An 18626-nucleotide genomic window follows, 5' to 3' on the forward strand; every position below is an offset into this window, starting at 1 on the left:
CTCAAAATATCGTCTGCAGGAAATAAGGAAATGAATATGCAACGCCGTGATTTTTTAAAATATTCCGCTGCGCTGGGGGTTGCCAGCGCATTACCGCTGTGGAGTCGCGCGGTATTTGCAGCCGACAGGCCAGCCTTACCCATTCCCGATCTCCTGACTGCGGATGCCCGTAGCCGCATTCAGCTTATTGTTCAGTCCGGCAAAACGACCTTCGGCGCACATAACGCGACGACTTGGGGCTATAACGGCAACGTGCTGGGACCGGCACTTCAGCTGCGCAAAGGCAAAGCCGTCACGGTCGATATTCACAACACGCTGGCGGAGGAGACAACGCTGCACTGGCACGGGCTTGAAGTGCCGGGCGAGGTAGACGGCGGCCCGCAGGGTGTGATTAAGCCCGGCGGTAAGCGCAGCGTCACCTTTACCCCCGATCAGCGCGCGGCCACCTGCTGGTTCCATCCGCATCAGCACGGCAAAACCGGCCACCAGGTCGCCATGGGGCTGGCGGGGCTGGTGCTGATTGAGGATGACGAAAGCCGTCTGCTGCGGCTGCCAAAACAATGGGGCATCGACGATGTGCCGGTCATTGTGCAGGACAAAAAATTCACGGCAGAAGGCCAGATTGACTACCAGCTGGATGTGATGAGCGCGGCGGTAGGCTGGTTTGGCGATACGCTGTTGACCAACGGCGCTGTTTATCCTCAGCACGCAGCCCCTAAGGGCTGGCTGCGCTTACGCCTGCTTAACGGCTGCAACGCACGTTCGCTGAATTTTGCGACCAGCGATAATCGCCCGCTGTATGTGGTCGCAAGCGACGGCGGTTTTTTGCCGGAGCCAGTGAAGGTGAATGAACTGCCAATGCTGATGGGCGAGCGTTTTGAGGTGCTGGTAGATATCAGCGACGGTAAATCCTTTGACCTGGTGACGCTTCCCGTCAGCCAGATGGGAATGGCCGTTGCGCCATTCGATCGGGCTCACTCGGTGCTGCGCGTTCAGCCGCTGCAAATCGCCGCCTCCGGTACGCTGCCGGATGCCCTAACCACGCTGCCTGCACTCCCAACGCTTGAGGGATTAACCCAGCGTAAGCTGCAGCTCTCTATGGATCCGATGCTCGACATGATGGGCATGCAGGCGCTAATGAAGAAATATGGCGACCAGGCGATGGCGGGTATGCACCACGGGCAGATGATGGGGCATATGAACATGGATCACGGCAAGATGGGCGGGATGAACCACGGCGGCCACGGATTTGATTTCCACAATGCCAACCGCATTAACGGCAAAGCGTTCGACATGAACACGCCAATGTTTGCCGCCAGCAAAGGGCAGTTTGAACGTTGGGTAATTTCAGGCGAGGGCGACATGATGCTGCATCCGTTCCACATCCACGGCACGCAGTTCCGTATTCTCTCTGAAAATGGGAAAGCACCTGACGTGCATCGTGCAGGCTGGAAGGATACGGTACGGGTAGAAGGCGGGGTAAGCGAAGTGCTGGTGAAGTTCGACCATGATGCGCCGAAGGAGTTTGCCTATATGGCGCACTGCCATCTGCTGGAGCATGAAGATACGGGAATGATGCTGGGTTTTACCGTATAGGATGATGCGGCCTGATTCCCTCACCCACAGGTGAGGGAACAGACACGAAAAACGGCAACTTTCGTTGCCGTTTTGCTTTTATTTTGCGTCATCCGGCAGAGCATACGCGACAATGTAGTCGCCCATCTTCGTGCCAAACGAACCGTGACCACCTGCCGAGATAACAACGTACTGCTTGCCATCCACTTCATAGGTCATCGGTGTTGCCTGTCCACCTGCCGGCAGACGGCCTTGCCACAGTTTCTCACCGTTGGTCATATTGTACGCGCGCAGGTAGTTATCTGCGGTTGCCGCGATGAACAGCACGTTACCGGCGGTGGAGATTGGGCCACCCAGCATTGGCATACCCATATTGAACGGCACGGGAACCGGCATCGGGAACGGCATGCTGTCCTGCGGCGTACCAATACGTTTTTTCCATACGATCTGGTTAGTTTTCAGATCCAGACCGGAGATGTAACCCCAGGCCGGCTGTTTACACGGCAGGCCGAACGGAGACAGGAACGGGTTCAGGGTCACGCCAAACGGTACGCCGTACTGAGGCTGAATACCGGCTTCGGTACCGCTGCCTTTGGCGTCTTTTGGCTGTTCCATTGGGTTACCCGGACCGCGTGGGATCAGTCGTGAAACAAACGGCAGCGCCATTGGGTTAGCAATGGCAACCTGACGGTTTGGATCAACGGAGATACCACCCCATTCGAACATCCCCAGGTTACCCGGGAAGACCAGCGTGCCTTGCTCAGATGGCGGTGTGAAGATGCCTTCATAGCGCAGCTGATGGAACATCACGCGGCACACCAGCTGGTCAAACATTGTGGCACCCCACATGTCTGCCCCGGTCAGGTCTTTCTTCGGACGGAAGCTCAGGTCAGAGAATGGCTGCGTTTTACTGACATAGTCGCCTTTGGCTGCACCCTGCGGAACCGGTTTTTCCGGCGCAGGCACAACCAGCTTACCGTTGCTGCGATCCAACACGAAGATGTTGCCGGTTTTTGCCGGAGCGTAAATCACCGGAACGGTTTTGCCATTAACGGTAATGTCCGCCAGCGTCGGCTGGGACGGCATATCCATGTCCCACAGATCGTGATGAACGGTCTGATAGCTCCATGCCAGCTTACCGGTGGTCGCGTTCAGCGCCACGATCGCGCTCGCGTAACGTTCCTGCTCAGGCGTGCGGTTACCGCCCCAGATATCTGGCGTGGTCACACCCATAGGCAGGTACACCAGGTCGAGCTTAGCGTCATATGCCGCAGGTGCCCAGGAGTTAGGCGAGTTAAAGGTAAAGGTGTGTTCGTCCGACGGGATCGCGTTTGGATCTTTCGCGCCCGGATCGAAGGCCCACAGCAGTTTACCGGTGTTCACGTCAAAACCACGGATAACACCGGAGGTTTCGCGGGTGGAGAAGTTATCCGTTACCGAACCGGCAATCACGATCGTTTTGTCGGTGATAATCGGCGGTGAGGTCGGCTCGTACAGACCCGGCGTGGTGTCCGGCATGTTGGTCTGCAGATTCAAAACACCTTTGTTGGCAAAGGTTTCGCACAGCTTGCCCGTTTCGGCGTTAATCGCGAACAGACGGCCGTCGTTCACCGGCAGCATAATGCGGCGAGGACAGTCGGCAATCACTTCCGGACTTGCGTTGTCCGCACGCGCTTCGTGGTAAGAGACGCCACGGCAGGTCACATGCTGGAAGGACGGGTTGGAGTTCAGCTGCGGATCGAAGTGCCATTTCTCTTTACCGGTGGCCGCGTCGAGCGCGAACAGACGCTGGTGCGCCGTACACAGGTAAAGCATGTTGCCCACTTTAATGGGGGTCACTTCGTTAGTCAGTTCACCCGGATCGTTCGGCATCTTCAGGTCGCCGGTACGGAATACCCAGGCTTCTTTCAGATTTTTAACGTTATCCGCGTTGATCTGCTTCAGCGGGGAGTAGCGTTGACCTTCCTGATTACGACCATAGGCAGGCCAGTCGCCATCGGCCACCTGCGAGATTGCCGCAGCAGGGGTGGATTCTGTATTCAGCGTCCCGTTGATTTCCTGCGGGTCGTTAAACCCGGCCCAGGTCAGGATACCGCCGGTGATGACCAGAGACACCAGCAGACCGGCGACGGCACCGCTGGAAGGGTAGATCAGACGACGCCAGACGAACGGCAGGATCAGCCAGATACCAAAGAAGACCAGAATGTCACTGCGCGGCGTCAGTGCCCAGAAGTCGAATCCGACTTCCCAAACGCCCCAGATCATGGTGGCAAGGAGTAATGCGGCATAAAGCCACAGTGCAGATTGTTTTCTACGCAACAGCAGGATGGTTACGCCAACCATAACCAGACCCGCAATCGGGTAGTACCAGGAGCCGCCAAGTGCGACCAGCCATACGCCACCGATTAACAAATACAGCGCACAGAAAGCTGCGAACGCTGCCGTTAATGTCACCAGTAGACGCGGCTGTGTAGATTTTGATTCAGCCATAGAAAAGTACTCGTCAGTTTTGTTAATTATTTGCTAGCAATTAATTATAGGTATTAACAAGTGTGATCGGAATCACAAAATTTGCTTTTATAACTCATGCGCCAGGGATCGTCATTTGCTGTTATAATGGCTGGCTTGCGTTTCGATGCCGAAATAACCTTCATTCGCATTGAAAGATTTTATTTAAAATCATATGGTTAGTAATATGAAACATACTGTTGAAGTGATGATCCCGGAAGCCGAGATCAAAGCGCGTATCGCCGATCTGGGTCGTCAAATCACCGAACATTACAAGGACAGCGGCAGCGAAATGGTGCTGGTGGGTCTGTTGCGTGGCTCGTTCATGTTCATGGCAGACCTGTGCCGTGAAGTGCAGGTGTCACATGAGGTCGATTTTATGACCGCCTCCAGCTACGGCAGCGGCATGTCCACAACCCGTGATGTGAAAATCCTGAAAGACCTGGATGAAGATATTCGTGGCAAAGACGTGCTGATCGTTGAGGACATCATCGACTCCGGTAACACGCTCTCTAAAGTGCGCGAAATCCTCAGCCTGCGTGAGCCAAAATCGCTGGCGATTTGTACCCTTCTGGACAAACCAACCCGTCGTGAAGTGCAGGTGCCCGTAGAGTTTGTCGGTTTCTCGATCCCAGACGAATTTGTCGTGGGCTACGGCATTGACTACGCGCAGCGTTATCGCCATCTGCCGTATGTCGGGAAAGTGGTGTTGCTGGACGAGTAATGTTGATCGGGTGCGGGCTGATGCCCTCACCCCAGCCCTCTCCCATGGGGAGAGGGGAGAAAACCTCAGACTTTATTTATGGTTTACATGCTTGAGCTTGAGGTTAGCAATGCCGGAACGGTAACGCTGTTCCAGCGTTTCTCGGTTGGTGGCCGTCACTTCAAGGTTGCGCAGCAGACCGTCATGAATACCGTACGCCCAGCCGTGGATGGAGACCTTCTGCCCGCGTTTCCACGCAGACTGCATAATGGTTGAGTGGCCCAGGTTATAAACCTGCTCCATCACGTTCAGCTCGCACAGCGTATCCAGGCGACGCTCCTGCGGCATTTCGCCCAGCAGTGAGCTATGTTTGAACCAGATATCGCGGATATGCAGCAGCCAGTTATCGATTAATCCCAGCTCCGTATTTTCGACCGCTGCCTGTACGCCGCCGCAGCCGTAGTGGCCGCAGATAATGATGTGCTCGACTTCCAGAACGTCAACGGCATACTGGACAACAGAAAGGCAGTTGAGGTCGGTATGAATCACCAGGTTGGCGACGTTGCGGTGAACAAAGAGCTCACCCGGTTCGAGACCGGTCAGGCGCTCTGCCGGAACGCGGCTGTCGGAACATCCAATCCATAGAAAGCGCGGGTTCTGCGCTTGCGATAACTTTCCAAAAAAACCGGGATCTTCTTCCACCAGCATTTTTGACCATAGTGCATTGTTGCTGATGAGTGTATCTATGTCATTCATGGAAGTTAACGACCTGTAACCGAGTGATTGCGATGCGCTAATATAGGGTAACTCGGCTTTTAATGAAACCACACAACGTGTGTCAGAACTATAGGTAAGTCTAATTCATGGCAATTGCACTCGAGCTTGAGCAGCTCAAAAAAACCTATCCGGGCGGCGTTCAGGCGCTGCGTGGGATAGATCTCAAAGTAGAGGCGGGAGATTTTTACGCGCTTCTGGGGCCGAATGGGGCGGGAAAATCCACCACCATCGGCATTATCAGCTCGTTGGTTAATAAAACCTCTGGCCGGGTGAGCGTGTTTGGTTACGACCTGCAGAAAGACGTCGTGAACGCCAAACGTCAGCTGGGGCTGGTGCCGCAGGAGTTTAACTTCAACCCGTTCGAGACCGTGCAACAGATCGTCGTCAACCAGGCTGGCTACTATGGTGTGGAGCGTAAAGAGGCGGTTGAACGTAGCGAAAAGTACCTCAAACAGCTGGACCTGTGGGAAAAACGTAACGAGCGGGCGCGCATGCTGTCCGGCGGCATGAAGCGTCGCCTGATGATTGCCCGCGCGCTGATGCACGAGCCAAAACTGCTGATTCTGGATGAACCTACCGCGGGCGTGGATATCGAACTGCGTCGCTCAATGTGGGGCTTCCTGAAGGATCTTAATGACAAAGGCACCACCATTATTCTGACCACGCACTACCTTGAAGAAGCAGAGATGCTGTGCCGCAATATCGGCATCATTCAGCACGGTGAGCTGGTGGAAAATACCTCGATGAAGGATTTGCTCTCCAAGCTGAAGTCAGAAACGTTCATACTCGATCTTGCGCCAAAGAGCCCGCTGCCAAAGTTGGAGGGATACCAGTATCGTCTGGTGGATACCTCAACGCTGGAAGTGGAAGTCTTGCGCGAGCAGGGTATCAACAGCGTTTTCTCCCAGCTAAGCGCTCAGGGCATTCAGGTATTGAGTATGCGTAACAAAGCGAACCGACTGGAAGAGCTGTTTGTCTCTCTGGTGCATCAAAAACAAGGAGACAACGCATGACGCATCTTTTTTGGGTCGCGCTGAAGAGTATCTGGGCGAAAGAGATAAACCGCTTTATGCGCATCTGGGTGCAAACCCTGGTGCCGCCGGTCATCACCATGACGCTCTACTTCATCATTTTCGGTAACCTGATTGGTTCCCGCATTGGTGAGATGCACGGCTTTACCTATATGCAGTTCATTGTTCCTGGCCTGATCATGATGGCGGTGATCACTAACGCCTATGCGAACGTGGCGTCGTCGTTCTTTAGCGCTAAGTTCCAGCGCAATATTGAAGAGTTGCTGGTGGCTCCGGTACCGACGCACGTGATTATTGCCGGTTACGTTGGCGGCGGCGTGGCGCGCGGTCTTTGCGTGGGGATCCTGGTGACGGCAATTTCACTGTTCTTTGTGCCGTTCCAGGTGCATTCATGGCTGTTTGTGGCGTTGACGCTATTGCTGACGGCGATTCTGTTCTCACTGGCGGGCCTTCTGAACGCGGTGTTTGCAAAAACCTTTGATGACATCAGCCTGATCCCAACCTTCGTGTTAACGCCGTTGACCTATTTGGGCGGGGTGTTCTACTCCCTGACGCTGCTGCCGCCGTTCTGGCAGGCGCTGTCACACCTGAACCCGATTGTGTATATGATCAGCGGTTTCCGCTTTGGCTTCCTGGGCATAACTGATGTGCCGCTGGTTACCACGGTGGCAGTGCTGGGGGTGTTTATCATCGCTTTCTATCTGCTTTGCTGGTATCTGATCCAGCGCGGACGTGGTCTTCGCAGCTAATCTTCGGCCCGGCGACAGTCTGTTTGCCGGGCACTTTCTTTGACAGTTATCACCAAAAGCTAACCTTCACTCCGCTAAACTACTCGCCTGCTAAGGAGAGAGTTATGCTGGGATGGGTGATCACCTGCCACGATGAACAGGCGCAGGACATGTTGTTAAAGCTTGAAGCCAGGTTTGGTCCGCTGGCGCAATGTCGTGCGGTTAATTACTGGCGCGGATTGAGTACGAATATGCTCAGCCGGATGATGTGCGATGCGCTGCATGAAACCGACACCGGCGATGGTGTTATCTTTCTTACCGATAAATCCGGCGCTGCCCCCTACCGCACGGCGGCATTGATGAGCCATAAGCACGACAATTGCGAAGTGATCTCCGGCGTCAACTATCCCCTTCTGGAAGTGATGTATCCATTGCGTGAATCGTTAAGCAGCACGGATTTTCGCAATATCATCGTCGGGCAAGGGATCGCCGGGGTCAGCAGTTTGTGGCATCAGCAGCAGAAAAATCCCCCATTTGTTCTCCTCCACGACCTGTATAAGAATTAAACATTGGTATTGATGGTGCTTTTGTTACAATGGCATCAGTTTATTCGTATCGATATCACATACATGTTCACGCGTATTATTTTCCTGTTCCTGCTGGCGATCTCCGGTGGGGCATCAGCCAGTTTAGTCAGTCAACAAGGTCTTCCAGCCCAGTACATGCAAACCACCGAAGATGCGGCGATTTGGGCGCAGGTCGGTAATGACGTGGTTAACGTTGGCAATGTTCGTGCCGGGCAGATCCTGGCCGTCGTGCCCACCGCAGCGGATTACTACGAGTTTCGCTTTGGCTTCGGAACGGGGTTTATCGATAAAGGCCACCTGGAAAAGGTGCAAGGGAAACAGCGCGTTGAAGACAGCCTCGGCGACCTGAATAAACCTCTCAGCAATCAAAACCTGATGACCTGGAAAGATACGCCTGTGTATAACGCGCCCGCCAGCGGCAGTGCGCCGTTTGGAACGCTAAGCGCGAATCTTCGCTATCCAATCCTGAACAAGCTTAAAGATCGACTTAACCAGACCTGGTATCAAATTCGTATCGGCAATCGTCTCGCGTGGATCAGCAGTCTTGACGCGCAGGAAGACAATGGCCTACCGGTCATCACCTACCATCATATTTTGCGTGATGAAGAGAACACCCGCTTTCGTCACACCTCTACGACCACCAGCGTGCGCGCGTTCAATAACCAGATGGCCTGGCTGCGCGATCAGGGTTATACCACCCTGACGATGTATCAGCTTGAAGGGTACGTGCGTAACAAGATGAACCTGCCAGCGAAAGCGGTGGTGATTACCTTTGACGACGGGTTGAAATCCGTGAGCCGCTACGCTTACCCGATTTTGAAAGAGTATGGCTTTAACGCTACGGCATTCATTATCTCATCGCGTATTAAGGGACACCCGCAGAAGTGGGATCCCAAATCGCTTCAGTTTATGAGCGTCCGGGAGATTAAGGATATCCAGGATGTGTTTGATATTCAGTCTCATACCCACTTCCTGCACCGCGTCGATGCAAACAAACATCCGATTTTGCTCAGCCGCAGCTATCACGTGATCCTGTTTGATTTTGAACGCTCACGCCGCGCGCTGGCGCAATTTAACCCGCGCGTGCTGTACCTGTCGTACCCGTTTGGTGGCTACGATAACAAGGCAATTAAAGCGGCGAATGATGCCGGTTTTCACCTGGCGGTGACCACGGTGAAAGGGAAGGTAAAGCCGGGGGATAATCCGTTCTTGCTGAAGCGTCTGTACATCTTAAGAACGGATTCGCTAGAGACGATGTCGCGGCTGATCAGTAATCAGCCGCAGGGGTAAATCAGGCAACCTGGACTGGAATCGCCTTCGCAGTGCGTTTCATCTCGTTGTCGCCTTCGAAATAGGCCACTTTCGGCTGCCAGCGACGCGCTTCTTCGTCAGACATCATGACAAAGCTCGCGATGATCACAATGTCGCCCACGTCCGCGCAGTGCGCTGCCGCGCCGTTGACGGAGATGATTTTAGACCCGCGCTCGGCGGCAATCGCATAGGTGGAGAAGCGTTTGCCGTTGTTCACGTTCCAGATATCAATCGCTTCGTTTTCAAGAATCCCCGCCGCGTCGAGAAAATCCTGATCGATCGCGCAGGAGCCTTCATAGTGCAGGTCGGCCTGCGTGACTGTCACACGGTGAAGCTTACCTTGCAGCATTTTGCGAATCATTACGTGTACCTTTAATCATCATGCGTTAACCCCTCCGTTAAGAGGGGAGGGTAATCACTACGCCAGCTCAACGACCTTGTTGTCGATAAGACGCGCCTGACCGAGCCATGCGGCAACCAGCAGAACGGCGCGTTTGCTGGAATCCGTCAGCTCCAGCAGCGTGTCCGCGTCGCGAATTTGCACGTCGTCGGCGCGAAGCCCTTTATCGTTCAGGGCTTGCTCTGCGAGGGCAATAATCTCTTCGGCGGTTAACTCTTTGGCCAGCAGTTGCTCAGCCATGGTATTCATGACTTTGCTCAGGCCCGGCGCAATTTTACGCTGTTCAGCCGTCAGATAGCCATTGCGTGAGCTGAGCGCCAGACCGTCTTTAGCACGCACAATCGGTACGCCAACGATCTCGATGTCATAGCCCATGTCGGCCACCATCTTACGGATCAACGCCAGCTGCTGGAAATCTTTCTCACCAAAGCAGGCGATGTCCGGCTGCACCAGGTTGAACAACTTGCTGACGATGGTAGACACGCCGCGGAAATGGCCCGGGCGGCTTGCGCCTTCCAGCATGGTGGAAATGCCGGGGACGTCAACGTAGGTGGCTTCCTCGGTCCCCTGCGGATAGATATCCCCCGGTGCGGGCGAGAAGACGATGTCCACGTGGCGCTTTTTCAGCTTCTCGCAATCTTCCTGCAAAGTGCGCGGGTAGCGCGCCAGGTCGTCAGCGCGGTCAAACTGCATTGGGTTAACGAAGATACTGACCACCACGATATCTGCACGCGCTCTCGCGTCGTCGACCAGCTTCATATGGCCGTCATGCAGGTTACCCATGGTAGGGACCAGTGCGATACGTTTACCTTCCTGTCGTGCGCGACGAATATGCTGGCGAAGCAGCGGCAGGGTTTCAATGATTAGCACAACGAGACTCCTTAATGGAAACTGTGTTCTTCAGCCGGGTAAACACCGGATTCAACGTCGGCAATATACTGCCTGACCGCGGCGCGCATGTCGCCCGCTTCCGTGAGGAAATTTTTGGCAAATTTAGGGATGTGACCACCGGTAATGCCGAAGGCGTCATGCATCACCAGAATTTGGCCATCGGTCACGTTTCCTGCACCAATCCCGATAACCGGAATCGACAGTGTTTCAGTGATGCGTTTTGCCAGTTCAACGGGTACACACTCCAGCACCAGCAGCTGTGCACCTGCGGATTCCAGGGCGACGGCATCATCAAACAGCGTTTGTGCAGCATCGCCACGGCCCTGTACCTTATAGCCGCCAAAGATGTTCACCGACTGCGGCGTCAGGCCTAAGTGCCCGCATACCGGTACGGCACGTTCGGTGAGCATTTTTACCGTTTCAACGAGCCAGGCACCGCCCTCGATTTTAACCATATTGGCACCGGCACGCATGACTGTGGCAGCATTTTCAAAGGCTTGTTCTGGGGTGGCGTAGGCCATAAACGGCAGATCGGAAAGGAGCAGGCAAGTCGGCGCGCCACGGCGCACCGCGCGGGTATGGTAGGCGATGTCTTCAACCGTAACCGGCAGGGTGGAATCATGTCCTTGTACCGTCATCCCTAACGAGTCCCCAACCAGCATAACGTTGATACCCTCTTCGGCAAAAAGTTTGGCGAAGCTGTAGTCATACGCGGTGATGGTGGCGAAGCGTTTCTTTTCCTGTTTGCATTTCTGCAGCAAGGAGATGGTGGTTGGTTTCAAGATAATCCCCTAAAAAATAGATAGAGTGAATAGAATTTTCACATTGTAGGGGATACGAAAGAGGAGCGTTAGCGCTTTTATGGCGAAAGGCGGCAGGTTAACCCTGCCGACACGTGTTAAGGGTAAGTTATTGAAAAAACACCGGTTGCCTTAAAGGAGCCCGGCTGAATGGTTGTACCATCCGCTTTCAGGGTGGCGGTGAAATTCACTATCTCCGAGGTTGACTGGTGTGCGGTACCCGCAGTGAAGTACATCGGGAACTCCGTGATCGTTTCGGTTTCATAATCTTTGTAGACCGAGGTCGTTGTATTCGGCTGCAGTGCCATCTCGCTGGAAACGCCGTTTGCCATTCCCTTGATCAATACGCCTGCCCCTGATGCACTGTCGGTCATACCCTCATTCTGGTTGCCTAACAGCAAGGTGTTGTTACTGTTCACCTTGCTGGTAGTTAACCTTACCTCAATATTTTTAACGCCTACGCAGGAAGCGAGATTGATGGTGAAAGGAACCTCTTTCGTATTGCTCGCCAAATCTGAGGCGGTATAGCTGCCTAAATTGAGAACATTGCCGCTGGTACTGCTCAGGGTGCTGAAACAGGTGGGAAAAGAAATATGGATACCGTTCACGTTAGCGGCAATATCCACAGCGCCACCTTCTTCATCATTTTGAATTGTGAAGAGGTATGCGCCTGAAGAGGGCGTTAAGACAATAACAGGTGCATTACCCATTGCATCGGTACCGGTTTCAGGAATGGTTAACGTGTTATCCGTATAAAATTCGACCTCCAGGCTCATGGTAAACCCCCCCATATAATCTTCACTTAAATTACATGAGTAAGTGTTGTTGGCAACAACATTTTTGATGCTTGAGTTAAGATAAAAGGTCGGATTGCTAAAGGTTGTATATGCTGCTTTAAAGTTTTTGATATAAAGGGTGTAATAAAGCCCTTTTATCGAGGTTTTATACAGCATTGCATTTGTTTTATCAGGAGCGGCTATATAAGGTTCCATGCCTTTAGTTGGTCGAATATAAAACGTACTTTTATTGGTACCACCTGTATCTTTATCGCACCAGATACCGGAACCTGAACGGTTGGTGTCAATATTATCAAAAGTATAGATAACCCCGGTGCTTTTTAGGACGGAGGTTCTGTTTACAACCAGTGCTGATATTCCTGGGGCTGCAGGTGTTGAGGATGTCGAAAATACAGCATAACCATGGCCAGAGGAATTGGATGAGGTGCCTGCATAGTATTGTAGCGACGCAAAAGCAGGTGGGGACAGAAATAACGCTCCCAATAATATAGCAAATAAACGCTGCATAACTTTATTCATAATAAACATCCACTATTATATTTGACGTAACCCGTCCTGGGGTTACGGCGTCGAGCCCAACTTTTTGATAGCGGGTGTAAAAGGTATAAATGCTATCTTCCAGTTCTGCTGACGTGAGGGTATAGGTTGCCTGGGTTTGTCCGCGAGCGCTCCAGACGTTTAGCGTACTGCCACCGGCATCGACCTTATCGATAACGATGCCCACGTTTTGTGCACCATCATCCATGGCCGCAATTTCATTCGGGAAAACCTGGGTGGTGCCAGACGCGAATTGACCGCTGCGGGGCGTGAAGGTCATGTTCAGACGAATTGCGCTGCTATCCGCCCCTGCGCCGCAATCATGAAGGGTGACGGTAAAGGTTTTACCGCCTCCCTGATACGTATCAGGCGTTGTCTCATCTCTGAAATAATCCTTACCCACCGTGCCGAGACCCACACTTCCGCCGTTACTGATTTGCGTCAGGCAGGTGCCGTTCAGAATGTTGGCGGACATCTCGACGTTGAGACCTCCCGCATAGCTCTGCCCGGCAGCAGGGAGTAATATGACAAACGCAGTGTTAATCCACCCGCGAATGATTGGGTAAAGTTTATTCATAGATTTCATTTATTTATATGACACGACAAAAATGGCCGAAGAAGAGAACTCACCTGCGGTGACGTCGCTCAGGCTGCGCGTCGGCGCGATGACCATACGGGCGGTGAGTGGAACGACAACCTTTCCACTGCCAGCGGCATTGGTTACGTCCTGGCTGACCACGTTTTTCTGCGCGCAGTTGAACTGCGTGCCTCCGGCATCCGGCGTGCCCGTCCAGACTTCCACTGCCGTGGCGGATGCACCCCCTGAGATCGCGTTGGCAAAACTGGCACCTGGCGTTGGGCCAGCACAATTTATGCCGCTTGGCTCCAGGGTGATATCAGCCACGTGATCCATCAACCCGGTACACTTACTGATAGCCAATTGGAAGTTTTGCACCTTAGATTTGCTTTGCAGTTCTGGCTTATACACATCCCCAAAGGCGACGGTGGTCAGATTCTGGCCGGCGGTGGTTTGCAGCTGGGTCTGACAGGTGCCCGCTTTGACCGTGGTCTGAATATCCAGAATGAGTGCATTCTTATCATCTGCGGCAGATACAGTAGAGATCGCGCCAATGGACAGACTGGCGATAATGAGTGCGGCTAATTTTCTCTTCATTATTGTTCTCCTGCCTTATTCGTAACTGAAGCTAAAGGTTGCCGTAGCGTTAAAATCACCGGTGGTGCCTTTACCTGCCGTGGTTTCTGCTAACGCCGTCGTAAGCTCCAGACCGTTGGCTATTTCATCCTTGGTCCAGATAATTTGTCCATCAGCGTTTAGCGTGAACTGTTGGCTGGTATTATTCTTCCGTGAGAATGCAGCGCCGATATTGCTGGTTGTGGATGTTCCCGTTTGCGAAATCAATAATTTGGCATTACTGCCTGACGCCGTTCCTGTTATTTTGGTGCTGATTTTACTCGTTCCGGTTGAGCAATTTGTGGCGGTTATTTTAAAATCGGCCGTGGCGGTGCCATTGATAATTTGATCCAGGCCCACCGCCCCATTAGAGCCAATGGTTAAAATCTGATGCGAATCCGTGCCGGCGCCGCCTGAAATTTTCATTGAACAGGTAGACTCTTTAATAGTGGCCGTAAAATCAATGCTAATATCTGCTGCCATAGCGGGCGTGCTACAGAACAGTAATAAAGCAAAGGGCTTTATTTGGGTTATCTTCATTTTTTATTTTCCGTATCAAAATGCGCGGGCGCAGAGTTACACATCAAGTTATCGAGATAGATTGTTTTGTTGAGCATGGTCGGGTTTTCTGGGACGATATAATTCACCGTGCAAGACCGATCGGGTTTGGCGCCCCAGGATATTTTCAGCGTGCCGTTATCGGCCAGTCCGCGGACGTAGGCCTGGCCCCCCTGACCCATATTACCCACGCTATTCCCTTCAGCGTCATACACATCTGCCCCGAGTGGAATAACGCTGCTGTCGTGACGTTTGATATTCAAGATCGCAGAGCGACCTTCGTTTGTTTCAAAGTTGACAAGCGTCACGGCACCATAGCGCGGCACGCTCGTCCCGCTGGTGCTCAAAAGCTCGACGTCATTTTCCATGGTGTTGATATCAAGGGAGACGTTGTTTTCCCTGTAAGGAGTCAAGCTATTTGAAATACCGTAGCCCCAGCGGTCGATGGAACTTGCGCCAGCGTTCAGCCTTGCGCCTTTCGCGCCCGGGGCTTTAACCAGCACAACGGTATCGGTGTCGTTGATGGAGTCATTGGTAAAGGTCAGCCCACCAGAATGCAGGACGAAGCTGCCATCGGTATTTAAGGAATACTGACGGCTGTTATCTGACGCGGCCGATGCGCTTGCTGACCAGGTACCATACTGGCTTTCATAACTCCCATACGCGCCTACGCTTTGCGTTTCAGGGCCACGCCCCGACGTGTATGCGGTGTTAATGCTGTAGTTAGTGCGGAAATCTTCGCTGTTGCCGTTGCTGCTGGCGTTGAAGGCATTTCCGCCTTTCATATCCGTATTGTAGGAGGCGTTGAATGAGCTAAAGCCAGAGTGGCGTCTCTCACCACCAGACAGGATATTCAGCGGTATGCTGACGCTGACGTAGATGCTGTCATCCGCATCGTTATCTTCGTTATAGCTTCGCTGCAAATTGAGGCTGTAGCTGCCCCACCATGCAGAGTTACTGTACCCCAGGGAATAATCACGCTGCGTGTAGACTGTCTGCCAGTAATCTCGCCAGTTAAGGTTGGCATACAGAGAACCATAGTCCTTTTCACCAAACTTCAGAGGCTGGTTGACGCTCAGCATGATCTGGTTACGTGCCCGGTAGAAGTTACCCATGCTGTAACGTTCACCGTCATCGTTCAGATCATGGCTGTTGATATTGTTGATTAACGTCATGGCATCATTCAGACCCAGGTATTCCTGAGTTGAATAACGGTAGGCCGCAATGTTGAGTGATGTGTTGGTCTCGCTCAGCATTTTGCTGTACGACAAGCGGTAACTCTGCCCAGAGTAGGTGGCGTCATCCGGGATTTTGGTTTGCGAATGAGTGAGGTCGAACGAAAATGCCCCAACCGAGGTGTTCATACCCAGCCCCATCAGCCCGGCAACGTAGTCGTTATCCGTGATCTGTACACCGGTATAGCCGGTGAACAGGTTGCTCAGGCCGTAGTAATATGTTCCCTGTAAGAGGCGAGGCTTATCCCGTAATGTATCCTGGTTTATTTCACCAGCGTTGATATCCCAGCGTGCTGTACCCGGGCGCAACAGCTGAACGACGGACGAGAAGGGCACGCTAAAAGTGCGTCTACTGCCATCCGCCTCTTCGACAGTGACCTGCAGGTCGCTGCCGTATCCCGACGGGCTAAGATCGTCAATTGCGAACGGGCCGGGGGCAACCGTCGTTTCATAGATCTTGTAGCCGTCCTGCGCAATCGTGACTTTTGCGTTGGTGTTTGCCACACCGCGAACGACGGGGGCATAGCCGGTTAACATTGGCGGGAGCATGCGCTCGTCGCTGTAGAAGCGCACGCCACGTAAGCTGACGGAATCGAAGGTCTCGCCTGTGGTGTTACTTTCACCCAGACGCAGCTGAGAACGTAGAGCAGGAATATCGTGTTGAGCGTAACGATCCTGATACTGGATGTCCGTTGAGCCTCTGTCGCTATCCCAGGTGAAGTTACCGCGCGCGCGGAAATGCCAGCCAAACAGGTTAAGCCCTGCATTCAGACCCGTATAGAGCGAATCTCCAGAACCATTATCCCCTTCGTTGTGGTAGGCGTTGGCATTGTAAGAGAGCATGGCGGCGTTGATCCCATCTTCCCACAGGGAAGGATCGACGTAGTTATCATACTGTTTTATCAACCAGATCTGCGGCACGCTCATATCCAGCCGCTGATCGCCACTGTTATAGGCGAGCGAGGACTGGGGATAGAGTTTGTCCGTGTTTAAACACGCATCTGAAGGGGCGCTGTTGGCTGAACGGGATAACAGCTTGTTTTCTTCTTTTTCAACATCTTCAGGGATTTTTAAGTGAAGCTGATGAAGCTGCTTTAACGTCAGGCAAGGGGCTGCGGATTTTTCGCCAATATCAACGAAATCCATCATCAGATTGCTGCTTAACTGATCGTTGATATAGACCGTGGTTTTGAACAGCCCCACAGGGGCGGGGTTCCCGTCTTTATAGCGGGATAAATCAATCGAGTGCGCATTCTCGCCAACCAGAAAGGCGTTATCAAATTCTACCGCTTCGGCTGCATAGGACGTTCGGGCCACCAGGCAATTTGCCATTAGACCCGCCAGGCAGCAGAGGTAAAGATAATTATAGGGCATGCAGCTTCCCTTCAGGAAATAGACAATAATTAAAGCTGGGTGGTCGTTTGCGAACTTCCGCCAAAATCATTAATGGAAATATATTCAAGCGTTCCCTTTTGAGGCGAAGCGAGGCCATCAACGATAAAAGATGCCTTGCTCATTGGCGAAAGCATGTTTGTTTTGACTTTGTATTTCTTACCAGAGACAACATATTGAACATCAGAAAAAGAAATGAAATATGGCGAGTTATTCTGTGCCTGAATAATCACACCCTGGCTTTCTTTACTGATACTCCATTTAATGTTTTTCGCAGCATCAGCTGCATTACCCGCCAGTCCTTCAGGACGATAGAAAAGTTTAATGCGTGTTTTAAAGGCGAGTTGCAGCAGATTTGTGTTGCCCGCTTTATCGTCAGGGAGCTTTGGGGGGACTTCCAGCACGTTTAGCCAGAACACGCTTTCACGGTCTGCTGGCAACGGTGAACCGTTGTACATAATTCTCAGCGTCTGTCCGCGCTTGGGTTCCATGCGGAAAACGGGTGGGGTGATGGTAAAGGGAACGGACAGCGAGCCGGGATCGGCATCTTCCTGGCCTCTGTCTACCCAGGTTTGTACCAGAAGCGGCTTGTTGCCTTTGTTATCCAGACGCAGGGTTTCGTCTTTATCTTTGGCATTATAGATAACGCGCGTGCCGGAGAGCACAATATCGGCTTTCGCATAAGAGCAACAGAGTGCGGCTGCCGCAATGAGCAAAGGCGCTGCTATCTTTTTTAACGAAATGGGATCCATCATTATTATCCTTAACTATGACGTCTAAAAAACACCCTCTGGTAATGAGAGGGTGTGATAGCGCGAGATATTACTGATAGGTAACATCAAAGGTAGCGGACGTACTGACCAGACCGCCTTCAACCACAGTAGAATCACCAGCGGTGACGTAGGACGCGACAAACTTGAAGATGCCCATTTTGCTGGTGGTATCGATTTTGGTTTCTTGTGGCACGTCATCCGGACGGCCAATCAGAACCTGGCTCACGGTAGCGGTATTGTTGTGCAGAGCGACGTTAACGCCTTTCGCCGCGTTGGTGAGCATGTTGTTGTTTTTCAGCGTACCGCTAGAAAGGTCAACGTAGTTAGGGGAAGAGAAGCTAATGGCTGCAGAGGCTTTATCGCAATCAGACAGCAGCAGTTCAAAGGTGGTGGCACCGGCACCAGCTGCGGCTTTGTCAAGCGCTTTGACATCGGCTTTGGTGACGGTTGGCATCTGCAGCGTCACGTTGGTTGCCAGCTGGCCATCTTTGGTAGTGATTTTACAGGTTTGATCGGATACCGCACCGTTAATGGTAACCAGACCCGCGTCAGAAGCCATTGCTGAAGAAACACCCGTAGCCAACAACAGACCTGCCAGAATTACGTTCTTATTCATTTTAAATATCCATATAAATTATTAATTGATGTGCGTGACATATTTATCCTGCACATAACGATTTAAAAGCGTATTTAAATCGATGCGGGATTATAATTAACATCATTAAATTGAATTAATAATTAATACTTAAAATGTTATTTAGTATAAATTGAAAGCTTGAAAGGGTATTATGCGTTCATGTTATCGCTAAGAAAATAATATTTCAATCAGAG

General features: G+C 52.3%; 18 protein-coding genes. 6 read left to right on the forward strand and 12 right to left on the reverse strand.

The window, feature by feature from the left end; genetic code table 11:
- Positions 1 to 36: 36 nt before the first annotated feature.
- Entirely contained in the window at positions 37 to 1596 is a 1560-nt protein-coding gene (gene cueO, locus V5P19_RS13440; protein WP_334404171.1) for a multicopper oxidase CueO, read from the forward strand.
- Between the two features lie 78 nt (positions 1597 to 1674).
- Here cueO and V5P19_RS13445 read toward each other — a convergent pair whose 3' ends face one another.
- Positions 1675 to 4065 (reverse strand): glucose/quinate/shikimate family membrane-bound PQQ-dependent dehydrogenase, encoded by a 2391-nt coding sequence (locus V5P19_RS13445; RefSeq protein ID WP_334404017.1) that lies wholly within the window; start codon positions 4063 to 4065, stop codon positions 1675 to 1677.
- 205 nt (positions 4066 to 4270) lie between these two features.
- Between V5P19_RS13445 and hpt the strand changes: the two genes are divergently transcribed.
- Complete coding sequence (gene hpt, locus V5P19_RS13450; protein WP_334404019.1) at positions 4271 to 4807, forward strand: hypoxanthine phosphoribosyltransferase; 537 nt, start codon at positions 4271 to 4273, stop codon at positions 4805 to 4807.
- 72 nt (positions 4808 to 4879) lie between these two features.
- On the opposite strand, the gene can is transcribed toward hpt, so the two are convergent.
- The gene (can, locus tag V5P19_RS13455) at positions 4880 to 5542 is read right to left on the reverse strand and encodes a carbonate dehydratase (protein WP_334404021.1); all 663 of its coding nucleotides are present in this window, start codon (positions 5540 to 5542) and stop codon (positions 4880 to 4882) included.
- A 107-nt stretch (positions 5543 to 5649) separates the two neighbouring features.
- On the opposite strand from can, the gene V5P19_RS13460 reads away from it, so the two are divergent.
- The 4 genes from V5P19_RS13460 to V5P19_RS13475 all read left to right on the forward strand — a co-directional run bounded on the left by V5P19_RS13460 (position 5650) and on the right by V5P19_RS13475 (position 9199).
- Positions 5650 to 6576: an ABC transporter ATP-binding protein gene (locus V5P19_RS13460; RefSeq protein WP_334404023.1), complete on the forward strand. Its 927-nt coding sequence runs from the start codon at positions 5650 to 5652 to the stop codon at positions 6574 to 6576.
- A complete protein-coding gene (locus tag V5P19_RS13465) occupies positions 6573 to 7343 on the forward strand; it encodes an ABC transporter permease (RefSeq protein ID WP_334404025.1) in 771 nt (256 codons plus the stop codon). The genes V5P19_RS13460 and V5P19_RS13465 overlap by 4 nt, the downstream gene beginning before the upstream one ends.
- Before the next feature lie 104 nt (positions 7344 to 7447).
- On the forward strand, positions 7448 to 7888 hold the full coding sequence (locus V5P19_RS13470; protein WP_334404027.1) for a PTS sugar transporter subunit IIA: 441 nt from the start codon (positions 7448 to 7450) through the stop codon (positions 7886 to 7888).
- A gap of 63 nt (positions 7889 to 7951) precedes the next feature.
- Positions 7952 to 9199, forward strand: coding sequence for a polysaccharide deacetylase family protein (locus tag V5P19_RS13475; RefSeq protein WP_334404029.1), 1248 nt, complete (start codon positions 7952 to 7954; stop codon positions 9197 to 9199).
- A 1-nt stretch (position 9200) separates the two neighbouring features.
- Here V5P19_RS13475 and panD read toward each other — a convergent pair whose 3' ends face one another.
- The 10 genes from panD to V5P19_RS13525 form a co-directional block, all read right to left on the reverse strand.
- Positions 9201 to 9581 carry an aspartate 1-decarboxylase gene (gene panD, locus V5P19_RS13480; RefSeq protein ID WP_263610053.1) on the reverse strand — a complete coding sequence of 127 codons (381 nt, stop codon included), beginning with the start codon at positions 9579 to 9581 and terminating at the stop codon, positions 9201 to 9203.
- A 57-nt stretch (positions 9582 to 9638) separates the two neighbouring features.
- Positions 9639 to 10490: a pantoate--beta-alanine ligase gene (panC, locus tag V5P19_RS13485; protein WP_334404034.1), complete on the reverse strand. Its 852-nt coding sequence runs from the start codon at positions 10488 to 10490 to the stop codon at positions 9639 to 9641.
- A gap of 11 nt (positions 10491 to 10501) precedes the next feature.
- Positions 10502 to 11293 carry a 3-methyl-2-oxobutanoate hydroxymethyltransferase gene (gene panB, locus V5P19_RS13490; RefSeq protein ID WP_334404036.1) on the reverse strand — a complete coding sequence of 264 codons (792 nt, stop codon included), beginning with the start codon at positions 11291 to 11293 and terminating at the stop codon, positions 10502 to 10504.
- A gap of 116 nt (positions 11294 to 11409) precedes the next feature.
- Positions 11410 to 12627 (reverse strand): fimbrial protein, encoded by a 1218-nt coding sequence (locus tag V5P19_RS13495; RefSeq protein WP_334404039.1) that lies wholly within the window; start codon positions 12625 to 12627, stop codon positions 11410 to 11412.
- Positions 12620 to 13222 (reverse strand): fimbrial-like protein, encoded by a 603-nt coding sequence (locus V5P19_RS13500; protein WP_334404041.1) that lies wholly within the window; start codon positions 13220 to 13222, stop codon positions 12620 to 12622. The genes V5P19_RS13495 and V5P19_RS13500 overlap by 8 nt, the downstream gene beginning before the upstream one ends.
- 9 nt (positions 13223 to 13231) lie before the next feature.
- A complete protein-coding gene (locus tag V5P19_RS13505; protein ID WP_334404043.1) occupies positions 13232 to 13819 on the reverse strand; it encodes a fimbrial protein in 588 nt (195 codons plus the stop codon).
- A gap of 15 nt (positions 13820 to 13834) precedes the next feature.
- A complete protein-coding gene (locus V5P19_RS13510; protein ID WP_334404045.1) occupies positions 13835 to 14377 on the reverse strand; it encodes a fimbrial protein in 543 nt (180 codons plus the stop codon).
- On the reverse strand, positions 14374 to 17004 hold the full coding sequence (locus V5P19_RS13515; RefSeq protein WP_334404047.1) for an outer membrane usher protein: 2631 nt from the start codon (positions 17002 to 17004) through the stop codon (positions 14374 to 14376). Before V5P19_RS13515 ends, V5P19_RS13510 begins: the two co-directional genes overlap by 4 nt.
- 29 nt (positions 17005 to 17033) lie before the next feature.
- Positions 17034 to 17774 carry a fimbrial chaperone gene (locus V5P19_RS13520; protein WP_334404173.1) on the reverse strand — a complete coding sequence of 247 codons (741 nt, stop codon included), beginning with the start codon at positions 17772 to 17774 and terminating at the stop codon, positions 17034 to 17036.
- Between the two features lie 70 nt (positions 17775 to 17844).
- A complete protein-coding gene (locus V5P19_RS13525; protein WP_334404049.1) occupies positions 17845 to 18411 on the reverse strand; it encodes a fimbrial protein in 567 nt (188 codons plus the stop codon).
- Positions 18412 to 18626 lie beyond the last annotated feature (215 nt).

The sequence above is a fragment of the Enterobacter sp. UNJFSC 003 genome, assembly GCF_036903355.1.
Taxonomy (GTDB): Bacteria; Pseudomonadota; Gammaproteobacteria; order Enterobacterales; family Enterobacteriaceae; genus Enterobacter.